The sequence below is a fragment of the Pseudomonas sp. FW305-3-2-15-C-LB1 genome (assembly GCF_058787615.1).
In genome coordinates this window covers 146,138-164,009 of record NZ_JBYSZX010000005.1, presented here as the reverse complement: position 1 = coordinate 164,009, position 17,872 = coordinate 146,138, and the positions used below count along the sequence as shown (strand labels likewise).

General features: G+C 59.1%; 11 protein-coding genes. 5 read left to right on the top strand and 6 right to left on the bottom strand.

The window, feature by feature from the left end; translation table 11 throughout:
* Positions 1-768: an SDR family NAD(P)-dependent oxidoreductase gene (locus tag AC3WP7_RS12345; RefSeq protein ID WP_071488294.1), complete on the bottom strand. Its 768-nt coding sequence runs from the start codon at positions 766-768 to the stop codon at positions 1-3.
* 201 nt (positions 769-969) lie between these two features.
* Between AC3WP7_RS12345 and AC3WP7_RS12340 the strand changes: the two genes are divergently transcribed.
* The 5 genes from AC3WP7_RS12340 to AC3WP7_RS12320 all read left to right on the top strand — a co-directional run bounded on the left by AC3WP7_RS12340 (position 970) and on the right by AC3WP7_RS12320 (position 11,111).
* Positions 970-1,863 (top strand): bestrophin family protein, encoded by an 894-nt coding sequence (locus tag AC3WP7_RS12340; RefSeq protein ID WP_093513249.1) that lies wholly within the window; start codon positions 970-972, stop codon positions 1,861-1,863.
* A 70-nt stretch (positions 1,864-1,933) separates the two neighbouring features.
* Positions 1,934-2,992, top strand: coding sequence for a tetratricopeptide repeat protein (locus tag AC3WP7_RS12335; RefSeq protein ID WP_092243621.1), 1,059 nt, complete (start codon positions 1,934-1,936; stop codon positions 2,990-2,992).
* A 106-nt stretch (positions 2,993-3,098) separates the two neighbouring features.
* Complete coding sequence (locus tag AC3WP7_RS12330; protein WP_092243624.1) at positions 3,099-4,604, top strand: ATPase domain-containing protein; 1,506 nt, start codon at positions 3,099-3,101, stop codon at positions 4,602-4,604.
* Positions 4,601-6,271: an ATP-binding protein gene (locus AC3WP7_RS12325; protein ID WP_102591990.1), complete on the top strand. Its 1,671-nt coding sequence runs from the start codon at positions 4,601-4,603 to the stop codon at positions 6,269-6,271. The genes AC3WP7_RS12330 and AC3WP7_RS12325 overlap by 4 nt, the downstream gene beginning before the upstream one ends.
* 163 nt (positions 6,272-6,434) lie before the next feature.
* Positions 6,435-11,111: an Mcf1 protease effector domain-containing protein gene (locus AC3WP7_RS12320; protein WP_102591989.1), complete on the top strand. Its 4,677-nt coding sequence runs from the start codon at positions 6,435-6,437 to the stop codon at positions 11,109-11,111.
* A 51-nt stretch (positions 11,112-11,162) separates the two neighbouring features.
* Here the strand turns inward: AC3WP7_RS12320 and AC3WP7_RS12315 are convergent, their stop codons facing one another.
* The 5 genes from AC3WP7_RS12315 to AC3WP7_RS12295 form a co-directional block, all read right to left on the bottom strand.
* Positions 11,163-11,540: a response regulator gene (locus AC3WP7_RS12315; RefSeq protein WP_092243633.1), complete on the bottom strand. Its 378-nt coding sequence runs from the start codon at positions 11,538-11,540 to the stop codon at positions 11,163-11,165.
* Positions 11,541-11,618: 78 nt separating this feature from the next.
* Positions 11,619-12,812 carry a hybrid sensor histidine kinase/response regulator gene (locus tag AC3WP7_RS12310; protein WP_092243636.1) on the bottom strand — a complete coding sequence of 398 codons (1,194 nt, stop codon included), beginning with the start codon at positions 12,810-12,812 and terminating at the stop codon, positions 11,619-11,621.
* On the bottom strand, positions 12,806-13,411 hold the full coding sequence (locus AC3WP7_RS12305; protein WP_092243639.1) for a chemotaxis protein CheB: 606 nt from the start codon (positions 13,409-13,411) through the stop codon (positions 12,806-12,808). The genes AC3WP7_RS12310 and AC3WP7_RS12305 overlap by 7 nt, the downstream gene beginning before the upstream one ends.
* Complete coding sequence (locus tag AC3WP7_RS12300) at positions 13,408-14,238, bottom strand: CheR family methyltransferase (RefSeq protein WP_012724198.1); 831 nt, start codon at positions 14,236-14,238, stop codon at positions 13,408-13,410. The genes AC3WP7_RS12305 and AC3WP7_RS12300 overlap by 4 nt, the downstream gene beginning before the upstream one ends.
* Complete coding sequence (locus AC3WP7_RS12295) at positions 14,239-17,736, bottom strand: response regulator (protein ID WP_102591988.1); 3,498 nt, start codon at positions 17,734-17,736, stop codon at positions 14,239-14,241.
* Positions 17,737-17,872 lie beyond the last annotated feature (136 nt).

Here is a 17,872-nt window from a genome sequence, read left to right as displayed (position 1 = left end):
TTATTTGGCCGCCATGCGCAAGGCACCGTCGAGACGGATCACCTCGCCATTGAGCATGCTGTTTTCAATGATGTGCCGCACCAGCGCGGCGTATTCGGCGGGTTTGCCCAGACGCGGCGGGAATGGCACGCCAGCGGCCAGGGAGTCGCGCACTTCCGGCGTCATGCCGGCCATCATCGGGGTCTCAAAGATGCCGGGGGCGATGGTCATCACGCGAATACCAAAGCGCGCCAGCTCACGTGCTGCAGGCAGCGTAAGGCTGGCAATGGCGCCCTTGGATGCGGCATACGCCGCCTGGCCGATCTGCCCGTCAAACGCCGCTACCGAAGCGGTATTGATGATCACGCCGCGTTCGCCATCGGCATTTGCCTCGGTTTCGGCGATGGCGGCGGCGGCCAGGCGCAGCAGGTTGAAGCTACCGATCAGGTTGACGTTGATCACCTGGGCAAAGCTCGCCAGCCCATGGGGGCCGTTCTTGCCGAGGATTTTCTCGCCACGCACCACACCGGCGCAGTTCACCAGCCCATGCAAACCGCCAAACGCCGCAAGCGTCGCCCGCACCGCCGCTTCGGCAGCCGCTTCCTGGCTGATATCCGCCACGCAGCTGCGTGCGTTGTCGCCAAGCTGCCTGGCCTTGGCTGCCACGGCGTCGGCATTCAGGTCCACCAGCATGACCTTGGCGCCAGCGCCAATCAGCATCTCGGCAGTCGCCGCGCCCAAGCCCGATGCGCCCCCGCTGACCAGGAAGCTCTTGTTTTCAATCTGCATTGTTGTTTCCTTGAACGGTCCGAATCGTCGAGATAGTCGCGCCAGAGCCGCCCGCCGACAATGGTCAAAGCCTTCAACCTGCCTGACTGTTTTGGCCAGTCATCGACCCCACCGATCATCCGGTCGGCCCAAGCGATTGGACGCTTGCGACGCTTGCTTCTAACCTGATGGCTTGCGCCACCTGAAGAAGCCCATCTCTGCATGATAGTCCGTCCCAAACCCAACCTCCTCGGCATCCTGTTCTCGCTCAAGGGTTCGATTGCCAAGCGCATCGCCCTGCGCAGCCTGCTGGTCACGCTGCTGGCCTCGGTGATCGTGCTGGTGGAAACCCTGCACCCGGCCTACTTCTCCAAGGTCAATGCCACGCCGTTCACCCTGCTCGGGCTGTCGTTGTCGATTTTCATGAGTTTTCGCAACAACGCCTGCTATGACCGCTGGTGGGAAGGCCGCAAGCAATTGGGGCAGATGATCATCGATGTGCGTTCGCTGATCCGCGAAACCCAGGTGCTCACAGATCCGGCTGAGCGTGCTGGCCTGCTGCGCAGCCTGTGCGGCTTCGCCCACGGCCTGGTTGCACGGTTGCGCCATGAGGATGAAGCCCGGGCCATCAAGCCGTGGGGTACGGTCCAGGCCAGTCACCCCAACCTCCCCGACAGCCTGCTGCAACAGCTGGGCGCCCGGTTTTCAGTGCTGGCCGAGCAAGGTGTGATCAGCGAGTGGCGCTACACACAATGGGAAACCCGACTGGTGAGCCTCAGCCAGGTGCAGGCGTCCTGCGAGCGCATCAAGAGCACGCCGCTGCCCTTCCCCTACACCCTGCTGCTGCATCGCACCATTTACCTGTTCTGCATTTTGCTGCCGTTTGCCATGGCCGAGCCGCTGGGATGGTTGACGCCAGTGTTCACCGCGATTGTCAGCTACACCTTCTTCGGCCTCGATGAAATCGGCGATGACCTGGAGGACCCGTTCGGTTTTGACGAGAATGACCTGCCCTGCAATGCCCTCCTGCGCACCCTGGAACGCGAAGTGTTGGCCGCCCTCGGTGAAACCGACCTGCCGCCACCCCTGGAGCCGGAGGACTACGTGCTCACCTGACGCGGGTTTGACACCCGTCGTGGTCTGACCGAAGCTGACGGCTTTGCTGCCCTCGCTTTCGGACGCCTGCATGTCAAAGTCACGCCGTTATTCCATCGTCGGCCTGTGCGCCCTGCTGTTGATTGTGCTGATCACCTGGTATTTCTCTCGCGCCACCCCGGTAGCCGTGCCTCCCGCGATTGCCCACGGTTATTCAAAAGCCTTGAAACAGGCGCGCAACGGTGAGCCCGGTGCGGCGCGTGTGTTGTACCAGCAACTGGGTCGACCGGATCTGTCGCCCGAGCGCCGCGCTGCGTTGCACGCCGAACTGCCCAACTACCCCAGCCCCCAGGCGCTGAAACTGGCGGACAAAGACCTGGCCAGTGACTCACCGCTGGTACGCGAGGCTGCCATCCACAGCATTGTCGGCCTGGTGCCCACCGGCCAGCGCACGCTGCTGCTCGGCCCGGTGTTGGATGATCCCGAGCAAGAGGTACGGTTTGCCGCCGCCAATGCTTTGCTTGGTCTGTCTCCCGATACTCTGGGCCTGTACTTCGGGCCGTTGCAGCAGGTGCTGGATGAGTTTGTGAAAAAGCTCAAGGCCCAGCCCGAAACCGCTGAAGGCTGGATTCAACTGGCGCGCCTGTACATTCACAGCGCCCTGCTGCCGGACGCGCAAAACGCGCTTGAGCAGGCCATGCGCCTGCAACCGGATAACCTGCAAGCCGTGGTCGCGCAGATCGAGCTGCTGGACAAGCAAGGCAAGACCGAGGAGTCCCGCCAATTGTTGGCACGCCAGCTGGCCGCGCATCCGGAGTCGGCCTACCTGCAACATGCGCTGGGCATGTGGCTGCTGCACCATGGTGAACGCCCCTACGCCCTGCTCGGCCTGTCCAAGGCGGTGGAGCTGGAGCCGGATAATCAGGATTACCGCTACGACCTCGCGACGACGTTGCATGCGCAAGAGGAATTGGAGGCTGCGCAACGCCAACTCGAAGAGATCATCCAACGCCACCCGGCCAATCGCAAAGCCCGGGTATTGCTGGTCAATTATTGGAAAGAAAGCGGCCAGTTGCAGAACGTCCAGGTCCTGCTCGCCCAGCTCGAGCAACAGAATCCGGACGATCCTGCATTGCAGCAAGGCCTGTAGGCCGGACTGGAATTTGTTGAACCGCCACAAATTGCTACGGTCAAGAGAACATGGCGCGTCCATTTGGGCGCGCATCCTCTACTCGTATGTGACCTGAGGGCACTTCTTGTCTACATCCCAAGCGCAATTACCCGAAGAGAAAGCGGCCACTGGCATTGACGGTCTTGATGACATTCTTGCCGGAGGGCTCTCGCGCAGTCACCTGTTCCTGCTGGAAGGTGAACCCGGCACCGGTAAAACCACGGTCGCCCTGCACTTCCTGCAGGCCGGGGCCAGAGCCGGCGAGCGATCGCTGTACATCACCCTGTCGGAAACCGAGCGTGAGTTGCGCCAAGGCGCCAAGTCCCATGGCTGGGACCTGGATGACAATATCCATATCTTCGAACTGACGCCGCCGGAAAGCCTGCTCAACGCCGACCACCAGCAGAGCCTGCTGTACTCCTCCGACCTGGAACTGGGCGAGGCCACGCGCCAGATCTTTGAAGTGGTGGAAAAGGTCAAGCCAAAGCGTGTGGTCATCGACAGTCTTTCGGAGATCCGCCTGCTCGCACAAAGCTCCCTGCGCTACCGTCGGCAGATCCTCGCGATCAAGCACTATTTCGTGCGTTACGACACCACAGTGCTGCTGCTGGACGACCTGACTACCGAATCCCTCGATAAAACCGTGCACAGCGTGGCGCATGGCGTGATCCGCCTGGAAGAGCTGACCCCCAACTACGGTGCCGAGCGCCGTCGCGTGCGGGTGGTCAAGTACCGGGGCCAGAAATACCGGGGCGGCTTTCACGACTTCACCATCATGGGCGACGGCGTCCATGTATTCCCGCGCCTGGTGGCGGCCGAACATCGTGGCGGCTACAAGCGCGAGACCTTGAGCAGCGGCATCGCTGCGCTGGATGCGTTGATGGGCGGCGGTGTCGAGACCGGGTCCAGCAGCCTGATCCTCGGCCCGGCCGGTACCGGCAAGTCGTTGATCTCGATGATCTTTGCCGCAGCGGCCGTGGCGCGGGGCGAGAAAGCCGCGTTGTTTATCTTCGATGAAGAACTGGGGCTGCTGTTCGAGCGCATGAGAAACATGGGGATCGATCTAGCCGCCCTGCAGGCGACCGGTAACCTGCTGATCGAACAGGTGGATGCGGCCGAATTGTCCCCGGGCGAGTTTTCCCACCGGGTGCGCCGCTGTGTCGATGAGCGCGGCATCAAGACGGTGGTGATCGACAGCATCAACGGCTACCAGGCGGCCATGCCCGAAGAAAATGCGCTGATCCTGCATATGCACGAGTTGCTGCTCTACCTCAACCGCCGCGGCGCGGCGACGTTCATGACCGTCGCCCAACACGGGCTGGTCGGCGACATGCAGGCGCCTGTGGACATCACCTATCTGGCCGATACGGTCATTCTGCTGCGCTACTTCGAAGCATTGGGCAAGGTGCGCCGCGCCATCTCGATCATCAAGAAGCGCACCGGCAGCCATGAAGCCACTATTCGTGAATACCGGATTGGCGCCCAGGGGATGACGGTTGGCGAACCGCTGGATAATTTCCAGGGGGTCCTGCGCGGTATTCCGACCTACATGGGCGCCGGCTCCCCGCTGCTCAAGGATGAGGGGGTGTGACGGGCCTCATTCCGGTCTCCGAGCGTGCAATCGTATTGGCGCCAATGGGACGCGATGGCTCGCTGGCGCTGATGATGCTCAATGAAGCCGGGTACGCCGGCATCGTCGCCAGCAACCTTGGGGCATTGTGCGAGGCCCTGCATGAGGGCGCCGGGCTGCTGATCATCGCCGCCGAAGCCCTGCGTGGGGTGGATCTTGACCCGCTGTTGACCTACCTGCACCAGCAGCCGGCATGGTCGGACTTGCCCATTGTGTTGATGACCCACCACGGCGGGACCGAACAGAATGGCTTTTCCCACCTGAGCGGCCTGCTGGGCAATGTGACCTTCCTGGAGCGCCCCTTCCACCCGGTAACGCTGATCAGCCTGGTGAGCACTGCCTTGCGCGGTCGCCGTCGGCAATACGAAGCCCGCGACCGCCTGATCGACCTCAGCGAAAGTGAGCTGCGCCTGCAACGCACGCTGGAGACCCTTGAACAGCAAGTCGAGGAACGTACCGCCCAACTGCGCAGCAATGAAGAGGCACTGCGCCAATCACAAAAAATGGAAGCCGTCGGCCAATTGACCGGTGGTATCGCCCATGACTTCAACAATATGCTCACCGGTATCATCGGCAGCCTGGAACTGCTGCGCAGGCGTGTGTCGCGAGGCAAGTTGGACGACCTCGACAGCCTGATCGACCTGGGGGTGACCTCGGCCAACCGTGCCGCCGGCCTCACCCACCGCCTGCTGGCGTTCTCGCGCCGTCAATCCCTTGACTCCAAACCGGTGCAGATCAACCGACTGGTCACCTCCATGGGGGAGCTGCTGCAACGCAGCATCAACGAAAGTATTCGCTTGGATATGCGTCTGGCGACTGATCTATGGACGGCCGAGGCCGATCCCAACCAATTGGAAAGCGCCCTGCTCAACCTGGTCATCAATGCCCGCGACGCCATGCCCGGTGGCGGCAGCCTGTCCGTGGAGACCACCAACCGGCATCTCGACAGCGTGTTCACCGCCGCCTATGGCACCTTGAAGCCCGGTGACTACGTTGAGTTGAGCGTCAGCGACACCGGCTGTGGCATTCCGGAAAGTGTGATGGGCCGAGTGTTCGACCCGTTTTTCACCACCAAGCCCATCGGCCAGGGCACCGGCCTTGGGCTCTCGATGATCTATGGCTTCGCCCGCCAGTCCCATGGCCATGTGACCATCCATAGTGAAGTGGGAAAAGGCACCACGGTGAGCCTGTTCCTGCCACGGTTTATCGGTGAAGTTGTCGCCGATGCCGTGGTGGATCCGGCGTTGCTGCCGTTCGCCAATGCCGGTGAAACCGTGCTGATTGTCGAAGACGACCCGGCCGTGCGGGTGCTGGTCAGCGCGGTTCTGAAGGAGCTGGGCTACGGGTATGTGGAAGCTGTCGACGCCAACTCCGCCGTGCCCATTATCGAGTCGGAACAGCGTATAGATTTGATGATCAGCGACGTTGGCCTGCCCGGTATGAATGGTCGTCAATTGGCGGAAATCGGCCGGCAGATACGCCCGCAACTCAAGGTTCTGTTCATTACGGGGTATGCCGAGCATGCAGCCGTGCGGGGTGGGTTCCTCGACCCGGGCATGCAACTGATCACCAAGCCGTTCACGTTTGATCTGTTGACGGCAAAAGTCCGAGAAATGATCAAGCAATAGCTGCCCGCGTCAAATGGTGGTGCGGGCTCTTGGCCGACATTTCCGGCAATCATTGAGTGTGGCTCAATCGGAATCGATAGTAGTTATTTGGATACAAATGCTCAACAGGCTGGGCAGCGCACGTGCTCACCCGTATTCAATAGCCCGTCCGTTGAGAGAGCCTATGACGACTGCAACCCATGTTCAGACCACGCAAAACCCGAAGCCAATCTCGCTGACTCAACCTCCACCCCCGATCACAGTGCAGCATGCTCCCCGCCTTGAAAGCGCAGCGTCGCAAGCCGTTGCCGAAAGCAGCCGGACCGAAGGTGATCTGGAGCTGTCCAGGCAGTATGGACGGGCATTGGCCAGCGCACCCAGCGGCTACAACTCTGACATGCCTGTCTCCCCTATTGCTCCCCATTCAACCTTCGGTCAATGGTGGGCGCAGTTGAGGCACGCCTTCCAGGCGCCCGACTTCGCCCAGTGGATGAATAGCAAAGACATCGACCCCGACTCGGTAGAACTCAACCCGGGGACGGGGAAGATTTTTTACAAACTCAAGCGTCATTCGGATCCGCGTCAGATCAAGCGCTCATTGGGAAAGGATGACGCGGAATGGGCTGCGATTGGTAAGCCGTTGATGATCGCGGCGCGTGTTATTGCGTCAGGTGCGTATTTCCTCACATTCAAGCCTCCCCAAGCGAAAACCAGCAATATCGCGCCCTTAGGGCTGATCAGGGATTTCTACAAGGAACTGCACATTAATCCAGCCCCCTCCAATCAGGAGCGGGCAGCCCAACTCGAGGCAGGAGCAGGTTTCCAACTGGTGAATGACCCAGTGTTTTCGGCGTTGCAGGAGGCGCGCAGCGAACACGAATTGGCCGCTCATAAAGCTATGCTGGGGAGCAACCAAACCCGTCTGAATGTGGTCGAGCTGATGACGTCATTGGCTAAAATGCTTGAGTCTGGCCCCGCTGACATACCGGAATATATGGCGGAATATCATCTCTCGGTTCATCGCGACACTCATAATGTACACGCTGGCACCACCCCTACTCTCAAGCAGTTTTTCGAAAGCGAGGGGTGGGAGGTGCCAACCGATCTGGCGCAAGTGCAGAACCTCATAAAAAAACTACGCACCCCACCGCTTCAAAGTCCCCCCAATGGTAACTATGGGGGGGCGCTGGCCTGGCCTGTTGCACTGGATGAAACCTCTGTAACTCAATTGGAAGCCGACCTGCGACACGGCAAATTTGGCGACATTGACCTCACGCGCTTCAAGAACGTACTTGAGTATTTGATGGACGGGCAATTTATCGAGCCTTCAGCCTTCAACAAACCGCGTGATTTGATTGACACACGGATTAAATCGCCAAAAGGCCAGGCGCTGGGGCAAGCCGTTCAAGCCAAGTTCGCTGCCCGGTCAGTCAAGGGCACGGTCACTGAATGGCTGTTCACGCTTATGCATGTGGACTCCTCGCGCGCCGAGCACGGTAAACATCAGGTAGCAGGGTTTCTGTTGACTGATGCGAGAAACGGTGGCTGCTCAGCGTCGGATCTCATCCTGGATATCACCAATCACTTGCTCGATACCGGCCAGTCATCGTCCTACGAAAAAGCGCGACTTCAAGCATATATTTATTTATCAGTCAAAGCCCCGGAAATGCTGGTCAAGGAGATTCCCAATGAGGTGAAGTTCGGCACTCATATGTGGGTCAGTTTGGTCACGGCCGTCAGACGCCTTGAAAAGGCTGCGCCTGGTGTAACGGCAACAATGACCTACGAGCATGTCATGCGTATTGCGGACATCGCCCCCATTACACAAGAGGAACGCCTGACAGAGTACCTGGCCCAGCAAGAAGCACTCAAGGACTGGGCCGTCGTCAATGGCATGGACTGTCCACAGACTGTTGAGGCGATGCGCGCGGTGCAGGTCGCCTTCGATCAACAGTTGAACGAATTGAGGGCGGCTTCAGCAGCGCACTCAATGGAAGTACCTGACGTCAAAAGGAAGGGCCTGGAAGAGCTGAAAAAAGCCTTCCCGGATATGGACCCCGCACTTTTCGAGAAGAAGTGCATCCAGTTGAAACGTCAACATCTGGACTTTCCAGGCCCCTATTCAGTCCTGGACCTTTACATCCATGACGCTGCACGGGGAACCCCTGGGTTTTATGATGGAATCACACGCGACCAGGCCGATTCAGCAAACAAATGGGTATCGACCTCTCGTGATGTCGACTTCGACGCGATGCAAGACACGCTCAAAAGCCTTCCGAACTTGCGAGAGTACTTTCGGGTCGCCTTCCCGAACTATTCAGACAAAATAAATAGAAGCGTGGCGACCCAGGTCAAGCATTTGATCGCAGGGCTAAGCCTGTCAGATCGGCAAAACTTCGAATTCGGAAAAATCACGCTGGCCAAGCCCGTCATTCATGAGTACTGGCCTTACAGTCAGGCCCCAAAGAGCAGCACGACGGTCTCCGAAGGTCATAGTTTTCTGGTCAGGACCGAGCGCGCCGGCAAGGTCAATATTTATGAAATCGATATCAAGCAAAACAAGATCCGCACCCGTGACGACCTCGGGGATTTCGTCGTGGGCGAGGCCCGTCCCAGAGGCGTCTCGCGCTATACGGAGTACCAGGCCGTCATCCCATCGGGAAATTATGCTGACACAATAACCGATGAAACAAAGGGTGCAGCGGGTATCCCCCTCAGCTTCAGCAGCGAGCGTACATCTTACATAGCGAACGCCATGGTAAAAGAGGTGGATACTGAATCGTCCAGACAACTTGCCGCGGGCCAGACCACATTCGATGTCGAGGTGCCCTTTTACAAGAACGCCATGGAGTTCATGCTGAACCTGATTCCTTTGAGGTCTGCAATCAATAACTTCAAAGAGGGACGCTATGGCGACGGTATCGTGGACCTGACACTTGATGCCTTCGGCTTCCTTCTAGGGGCAGCGGGGGCGGCAAAAGGTATCAAGGCCCTCCAGGGGGGGGCTTCAATACTGACCAAAGCGGCTTATGGCGGGAAAATACTGGGGCGAACGGCGATCGGTGCGCTCAACCCGCTTGATGGCGTAGGCGACCTGGCCATCTCCCTGGCAAATGCCGGAAAGAAAGGCTCCACTCACGCCTATCGGCTGCTGCGTGGAACCAACAGTTATGACCTGATCAACGCCAGCAAACGGTTCGACGCCAGTGCTCTCGGAACATTCAAGCTGCAAGACACGATCATGGAAGGGCCGGCCGTCCTGAGCGGAGGCAAATGGTACGCCTTCGACAGCGTGAAGGGTCTCCCATTTGGCAAGGCGCTGGACGACTTTCAACCCTCAGTTCTGTCAGGGGAACAGGCGTTGGGCAAATGGGAAACAACAGAGCGAGTAATGACTCCGGCGTCAGCACGCACGCGTCAACGCTGGTCTGAGATGGTTGAACGCCATCAAAACGCGGCAGACAAGACGCAATTCCAAAAGGGATATGACAATGGTGATCCGAAATCAGTACCGGGTTATCGCGCGGCTATGAAATCTGAAGACATCATGAAGCTGGCAACCCAAGGACAACTGACGCCGGAGCAGATCGGCACGTTGGTTCGACACGTAGAACGGCTGGCGGTACAGCACGGTTTTAAAGGGGTCAACCGATTCTATGAAAGTATCAGCGAAGCCGGTGGCCGCTTTGTAGCAGCCCCTCAGGTGTTCTATCTCAGTCAGACCAATCCACTCTCCCAAGGCCAATGCTCAGCCATGTCCAGACTGATGGCGAGCGCCATGCAGCAAGGCACCGAGGCTAAGTTTATTGGCAACTTGTACACGGCCGCCGCAAACCCGACCGACCCTGCTTCGCGGGCGTTCATTGACCAGTTGACGACCGTACAAAAACAACTGACCGGTCCGACGTTATTTCATGCTGGCAAGATGCGCCGAGAAATGGGTTACCACGAAATGCTTGATGAGTTGGCGACGTCCGATACACCAAAAACGCTGATGATTGGCATCCCTGGGCACGCAATGATGGCAGGGGTCATGGGCGAAGGCGTGAATAAAAAGTGGTTTTTTTATGACCCCAATTTTGGGATAGCAACGTTCAGTACCCCGGAGGCTATGAAGCGAGGCCTGCACAAGGTGTTCACCGATAAAGACCTGCCGGTTCAATACACAACTCACAGCAAAAACCCGGACAAGTTGGAGTTTGAAGTCAGCGTGTATGACGACTCATGGAAAAAGACTACCGCCGTCTCGGACAAAACCGTGAAGGAGTTGAGTGAAATGCCAATCGTCATTAAATCGCAAACAGCGACGTCCGTGCCAATGCCATCAAAACCGGTGCCGCCACACGCCCCCATAACAACAGGGAAGGCTGAAAAATTTGAGGTATTCACGGGCCAGTCGCATACCGTCAATGACCGGACTACCGTGCTCAGCACCAATGGCCTGAGTGACTGTTCGGCCGTGGTAGTGCTCTCAGACATGAAGGACGGCATCTACCAGAAACGCACACTGGTGCACTTGAACGAGAGCAACCTGGCGCAGCCCGTCAACAATGGAAGTAATGGGTTTACGTGGTTGAACGGTGTTGAAAAAGACTTGGCGAACGGTGGAAAAGTCATCTTCGTCGCAGGCACTCGTACCCGGAGTGTCGTCGGAGTTGCCAGCGCGATTCGGCAACAGGACGTCTATAACAACAAACCCTTGTTAGCGCTGCTGCAACGCAAGGATGTGTCCGTTACCTACGCCAGTTCCGTCGGGGTTGAAGTGGCGCCTGATGGAACGTTCAAGCTGCGTGACGACGGGGGGGACGGCATCTTCGATGCCAATAAGGTCAAGGAGATACTGGACTTAGCCAGAGACTGAGGAGCGTCGTTGATTGCCATGGCTGGCGGATCCCCGCCATGGCAAAGGTCATCACGCCAACAACCGCTGGATATGCTCTTGCAATGTATCGAGATCAAACGGCTTGGCCAGGATCGGCGCATTGCGCGTGATCGGGCTTTTACAGTCGAGGATCTCCTGCGGATAGCCACTGATAAAGATCACTTTCAATTCCGGTCGCAATAACAGCGCAGGCTCGGCAATCTGCACCCCGGAGATCCCCCCCGGCAAACGGTAATCCGTGACCATCAGGTCCAGGTGCGGCTTGGTCGCGAGAATTTCAAAAGCCTGCTCCCCGTCGATTGCCTTCAACACCCGATAGCCCAGGCCGGCCAGGTATTCACCCAACACAAACATAATGGATTCGTCGTCCTCGACGATCAGAACGACATCTTGTGCATCTTCACTCATGGGAAGCCTTTGTCCGGTCAATAGCTGCAATTACGACCATGGGGTCACGCAGAGGTTGCGTCGAGGTGACGATTGAATTCAAGCCGTCGCCTGCAACGGCAGGCACACCCTGAACAAGGCGCCCTCGCCTATCCGGCTCTCGACTTCGATGGTGCCGCCATGGGCTGCAACGATCTGCTCGGAAATAAACAGCCCCAGGCCCAGGCCAGCCGCAACCTGACTGGCCGATACCCGTTCGAACTGCTGGAAGATACGCTTCTGGTTGTCTTCACTGATACCAATGCCGTGATCGCGCACTTCTACGCGGGCTTCGTCATGCTCGCTGTACACGCGCACTTCTATCGGGCTCTTGGCCCCGTAGCGCAAGGCGTTGGTCAACAGGTTGGTGACCACCTGCTCAATGCGGAACTCATCCCAGTGACCCTCCACGGGGCCTTCGGCAGTCAGGGTCATGGATGAATCCGCCGCCGCGACCTGGGGCGCGAAGTTCTCCACCAGGCTGCTGACAAGCTGTGTGAGGTCAAACCGCGCCGGGCGTATCGACAGTTTGCCGGTGCGGATGCGCGACACGTCGAGCATGTCTTCAATCAGGCGGATCAGGCTCTGGATCTGCCGTTCGTCACGGTCGACCATGGCGTGCATCTTGTCCAGGGTGAACGCGGCGGCGTTGTCGCGGGCCAGGTGCATCTTGCGCAACTGGGTTTCGAGGATCAGCCCGTTGAGGGGCGTACGCACTTCGTGGGCGACGATCGACATGAAGTCATCACGCATGCGCACCGCCTGCTCCAGCTCGGCCTGGGTGGCCTGCAGACGCGTCAGCAGCAGTTCCTGCTCGCGACGGCTGCGCTCCAGGGCTTCGACCTGTAGCTTCATGGCCTTGCTCTGGCGGTACAGGTCGACGAACACGTTGACCTTGCTCTTCACCGCATGGATATCCAGCGGCTTGTGCAGGAAGTCCACGGCACCGCTTTCGTAGCCCTTGAAGGCGTAATTGAGTTCGCGGCCGGCGGCGCTGACGAACACAATCGGGATGTTCTTGGTTTTCTCGGTGCCGCGCATCAGTTCGGCCAGCTCGAACCCGTTCATGCCGGGCATCTGCACGTCGAGAATCGCCATGGCGAACTCGTGCTCCAGCAACAGGGACAAGGCCTCGTCGGCGCTCAATGCCTTGAATACCTGGCGGTCCTCGCGCTTGATCAGCGCTTCGAGGGCGAGCAGGTTTTCCGGCAGATCGTCGACGATCAGCAGTTTGGCCTGGACAGTACTTAACATGGGGAATATTCCAGCGAAGCCAGCAATGAGCCAATGCGGCTCAACGTCAGAATGTGGTCGGGTGTGTGCAGCGCCAGGGCTGCTCGGGGCATGACGGCGACACGTGCTTCAGTGGGCTCCTGCACCACGGTGGTTCCGCCCTGCTGCTTGACGTGGGCCAGGCCACGGGCGCCGTCCTGGTTGGCGCCGGTCAACAGGATGGCGAGCAAGCCCGTGCCGTAGGCATCGGCGGCGGACTCAAACAGGAAGTCGATTGCGGGCCGCGAATGGTGCACGCGGTCTTCCTGACTCAGGGACAGGCTGCGATCATGCTCCACCGACAGGTGATAACCAGGTCCGGCAAAGTACAGCGTGCCGGGCTTGAGCACTTCCTTGTCGCGCGCCTCCACCACCGACATGGCGACGCGGCGATCAAACACTTCGGCCAACTGGCTGCGGCGCTCGTCGGGCAGGTGCAGCACGGTGATGATCGGCAGGCCGAAGTCCGCAGGCAATTGGGCAAATACCGTCAGCAACGCCTCTACGCCACCGGCGGAGGCGCCGATCACAATAGCCTCTATGCCCCGGACCTGTGCCGGGTTGGCAGCCGCTTGATTCATAGCTTTCGGTAGATCCGTTCCTGTTTGACCAACGGTTCGAATTGCTTGCCGTACGCGGAGAAATCCAGGGTCTCCTTGCTGCCCAGCACCAGGAAGCCGCGATGACACAGCGACTCATGGAACAATCCAAACGCTCGATCCTGCAATTTTTTATTGAAATAAATCAGTACGTTACGACACGAAATTAATTGAGTTTCCGAGAATACACTATCGGTCGCCAGGCTGTGATCGGCAAAGGTCACATTCTCACGCAGCGTTTTATCGAAGATCGCGTAATCGTAAGCCGCGGTGTAGTAGTCGGCAAATGAACGTTGCCCACCGGCCTGCTGATAGTTGGCGGTATAGGCGCGTACGTTCTCCAGGGAAAAGATGCCCTGCTTGGCCTTGTCCAGCGACGCCGGGTTGATATCGGTGGCGTAGATGATCGTACGCTCCAGCAACCCCTCCTCGCGCAGCAGGATGGCCATGGAGTACACCTCCTCGCCGGTGCTGCAGCCGGCGATCCAGATCTTGATCGACGGGTAGGTCTTGAGCAGCGGCACCACTTCCTGGCGGATCGCGAGAAAGTGCGACGGGTCGCGAAACATCTCGCTTACCGGGATCGTCAGGAACTGCAGCAACTGCATGAACGCCGCCGGGTCGTGCAACACGCGCTCCTGCAAGGCGGAAATGGTCGCGCAATCAAACTGGCGCAAGGCATGAGCCACGCGGCGCTTGACCGACGCCCCGGAGTAATCCCGGAAGTCGTAGCTGTACTTGAGGTAAATCGCCTCGATCAACAGGCGCAGCTCAATATCGCTGCTTTTTTCCAAGAAACTTCGCTCCACTTAAATGCGTTCCATCTTCGGTAGCCACACGCGAATCAGTGAGAACAGGCGATCCAGGTCGATCGGCTTGGCCAGGTAATCGTTGGAACCGGCCGCGAGGCAGCGCTCCTGATCGTCTTTCATGGCCTTGGCCGTCACCGCGATGATCGGCAGCTTTTTCCAGCGCGGGTCCTGGCGGATCAAGGCAGTGGCCTCGTAACCATCCATTTCCGGCATCATCACGTCCATCAGCACCAGGTCTATATCTTCGACTTCATTGAGTTTGTCGATGGCCTCACGGCCGTTACGCCCGATGACCACCACCGCGCCTTTGTGCTCCAGTGCGCTGGTGAGGGCGAAGATGTTGCGCACATCGTCGTCCACCAGCAGGATCTTGCGCCCCTCGAAGACCTTGTCGCGGCTGCGGGCGGTCTTGAGCATCTTCTGGCGATCATGGGACAGCTGGGATTCGACTTTGTGCAGAAAGAGTGTGACCTCATCCAGCAGGCGCTCCGGCGAGCGGGCGCCCTTGATGATGATCGAGCGCGAATACTTGCGCAGTTCGGCTTCTTCATCGCGGGTCAGGTTGCGCCCGGTATAGACGATCACCGGCGGGAACGAGCAGATATCCTCCGTGGCCATGCGCTTGAGCAGTTCGTTGCCGAGCATGTCCGGCAGCTTGAGGTCGATGATCATGCAGTCATAGACGTTAGTGCGCAGCAGGTCCAGGGCGGCCTGTGCGTAGCCGACGTCGGTGATCTCGATGTCATCGTCACCGATCAGGCGGGCAATGCTGTCGCGTTGCAGGTCATCATCCTCTACCAGCAGCACGCGCTTGACCTTCTGGGTCAGCTTGGCTTCGAGGCGCGCGAACACGTCCTTGAGCTCTTCGCGGGTGGTGGGTTTGACCGCATAACCGATGGCGCCCATGTGCATGGCGGCTTCCACGCGGTCTTCCACAGAAATCACATGCACCGGGATGTGCCGGGTATTGGCGTGTTCCTTGAGGCGCTGCAGCACGGTCAACCCGGAATGGTCCGGCAGGCGCATGTCCAGCAGGATGGCGTCGGGCACATATTCCTCGGCCAGGCTGTAGCCTTCGTCCGCACCGTGGGCCACCAGGCAGTGGTAGCCCAGCTCATGGGCCAGGTCGAACAGGATGCGGGCGAAGTTAGGTTCGTCTTCCACCACCAGGATACAGCGTGTGGTGAACGGGGCCTTGTCGCGGTCATCGGCGAAACGCGGGATCTGGCTGGCATCGGCCACCGGCAGCGGCGACACCTTGGCTGGAGCCGGTGCGGGCACCACCACCACTTGGCGCGGCGGCTCGATCGGTGCTGCGTCCTCCCCTGGCTCTGCATAATGTTCCGGCAGCACCAGGGTAAAGGTGCTGCCTTTGCCCGGGGCACTGGTCACGCTGATATAGCCACCCAACAGGGCCGCCAGGTCGCGGGAAATCGACAGGCCCAGGCCGGTGCCGCCGTAACGGCGGTTGGTGGTGCCGTCGGCCTGGCGGAAGGCTTCGAAGATGCTTTCCTGCTGGTCTGGCGCAATGCCGATGCCGGAGTCGCGTACCGTAAAGGCAATGCCCTCCTCCGATGCTCGCGACACCGACAGGCTGACCTCGCCCTGTTCGGTGAACTTGATCGCGTTGGACAGCAGATTCTTCAGGATCTGCTCCAATCGCTGGCGGTCGGTGAACAGCATGGTCGGCGTGCCTTCCTGCACCTCTACCTGGAAGCCCAGCTTGCGATCAGCCGCCAGCGGCTCGAACATGCCGCGCAGGCCGTCGACAAGCCGTGCCACGCTGGAGTTTTCCGGGCGCATCTCCAGCTTGCCGGCCTCCACCTTGGAAATATCCAGGATGTCATTGATCAGGTTGAGCAGGTCATTGCCGGCGGAATAGATCGACTCGGCAAACTTGACCTGTTCGGCGCTGAGGTTTTCCTGGGGGTTCTCGGCCAGCAACTTGGCCAGGATCAACGAGCTGTTCAGCGGCGTGCGCAGCTCGTGGGACATATTGGCGAGGAATTCGGACTTGTACTTGCTGGAGCGCTGCAATTCTTCGGCGCGTTCTTCCAGTTCGAGCTGGGCCTGGTTGAGCTCGATGTTCTTGCGGTCCATGGCGTCGCGTTGTTCGGCCAGGGTCTCGGTCTGTTCGGCGAGTTGCTCGTTGGTCTGTTCCAGCTCGGCCTGCTGGGTTTCCAGGTGGGCCTGGGACTCCTTGAGGATGCGCGACTGTTCTTCCAGCTCTTCGTTGGCGGTCTTGAGTTCTTCCTGCTGCACTTGCAGCTCTTCGTTGAGCTGCTGGGTTTCGGCCAGCACTTCCTGCAGGCGCTGGCGGTACCGCGCCGCTTCGATGGAGGTGCCGATATTGCCGGCGATCAGCTCCAGCAGCTCTTCGTCACGCTCTTCCAGCGGGCGCAGGAAGCCCAGTTCGACCACGCCGTTGACGCGGTCATCATCACTGGTGGGCATGACCAGCACGCTGCGCGTCGGCCCTTCACCCAGACCGGAGCTGACCTTGAAGTAATCCACCGGCACATCATCCAGGCGAATCAGGCGATCGAGCTGGGCAGCCTGGCCAACAATGCCTTCGTCGCTGTAGATCGCCTGTTCCCGTTGCTCCTGCTCGCGGGAGAAGCCATAGGTTGCCACGCGCTTGAGACCGCCGTGTTCTTCGCGCACATACAGCGCGGCAACAGCCGAGCCCATGTACTGGGCAAAAAATTGAAGGATGTTGCGCCCGAGCATATTCAGGGTCAGCTGGCCGAGCACCTGCTCGGCCAGTTCGGTCTGGCCATTACGCAGCCAGGCTTGTTGTTCGAGGCGTCGCGCAATCTTCTGTTGTGACATGAGGTTTGCGCTATAACTCTCTGATAGAGAAACAAGATTTTTACGGCCGATATACGCCAGGAAGCCACTCAAGCCCAGCACAAATACCAAATACAGGGTGACGCTGATCACCGTGGTGCGGGTGACTTGTTCGTTGCGGGTGATGCGGAACTGCTGCTCCATCGCCACCGCGTCTTCGTATTCCTTGCGGATTTCATCGGTCAGGCGCTTGCCGCGGCCGGCCTTGACCGCGCTGCGGTAGTCACCGCTGGTGCGCTGCATATCTATCATCGACTGGGCGTAGTTGTTCCACTCGGCCTGCAGGGCTTCCAGGCGCTTGAGGCGATCCACCTGCTGCGGGTTGTCCGCTACCAGCTCCTGCAGGTTACGCAGGTCGGCGATGATGCGCGGCTTGGCCACTTCATACGGGTCGAGGAAATGCTCGTCGCCGGTGATCAGGAAACCACGCATGCCGGTTTCCAGGTCCACGGTCAGCTTGGACGATTCATTGAGGTTATTGATAACCCGGTCGGTGTGTTCAACCCACTGGATCACCGACAACAGGTAGGTGATCAGGCACACGAAAAACACCGCGCTGAGCACGCCCACGCCCAGGGGCAATGCAACGTTTCGGCTCAGCAGATTACGAAAGCTCTTTTCATCGACGGACGAAGCGGGAGTCATGGGCATGCCTTGGCCAAGTGCAGAAAACCCAGGAGTTTGCCCCAAAGTTGGGGTTGAACGCTATTTTTATGCCAAAGGACCGTGAGATGAATGACAGTCGATTGTGAGAACCGCACGTCAAACCAGGCCATATACG

Excerpts from the sequence above, each read along its gene's own strand:
- AC3WP7_RS12345 (WP_071488294.1), bottom strand. The coding sequence starts at position 768 with ATGCAGATTGAAAACAAGAGCTTCCTGGTCAGCGGGGGCGCATCGGGC.
- AC3WP7_RS12340 (WP_093513249.1), top strand. The coding sequence starts at position 970 with ATGATAGTCCGTCCCAAACCCAACCTCCTCGGCATCCTGTTCTCGCTC.
- AC3WP7_RS12335 (WP_092243621.1), top strand. The coding sequence starts at position 1,934 with ATGTCAAAGTCACGCCGTTATTCCATCGTCGGCCTGTGCGCCCTGCTG.
- AC3WP7_RS12320 (WP_102591989.1), top strand. The coding sequence starts at position 6,435 with ATGACGACTGCAACCCATGTTCAGACCACGCAAAACCCGAAGCCAATC.
- AC3WP7_RS12315 (WP_092243633.1), bottom strand. The coding sequence starts at position 11,540 with ATGAGTGAAGATGCACAAGATGTCGTTCTGATCGTCGAGGACGACGAA.
- AC3WP7_RS12310 (WP_092243636.1), bottom strand. The coding sequence starts at position 12,812 with ATGTTAAGTACTGTCCAGGCCAAACTGCTGATCGTCGACGATCTGCCG.
- AC3WP7_RS12305 (WP_092243639.1), bottom strand. The coding sequence starts at position 13,411 with ATGAATCAAGCGGCTGCCAACCCGGCACAGGTCCGGGGCATAGAGGCT.
- AC3WP7_RS12295 (WP_102591988.1), bottom strand. The coding sequence starts at position 17,736 with ATGACTCCCGCTTCGTCCGTCGATGAAAAGAGCTTTCGTAATCTGCTG.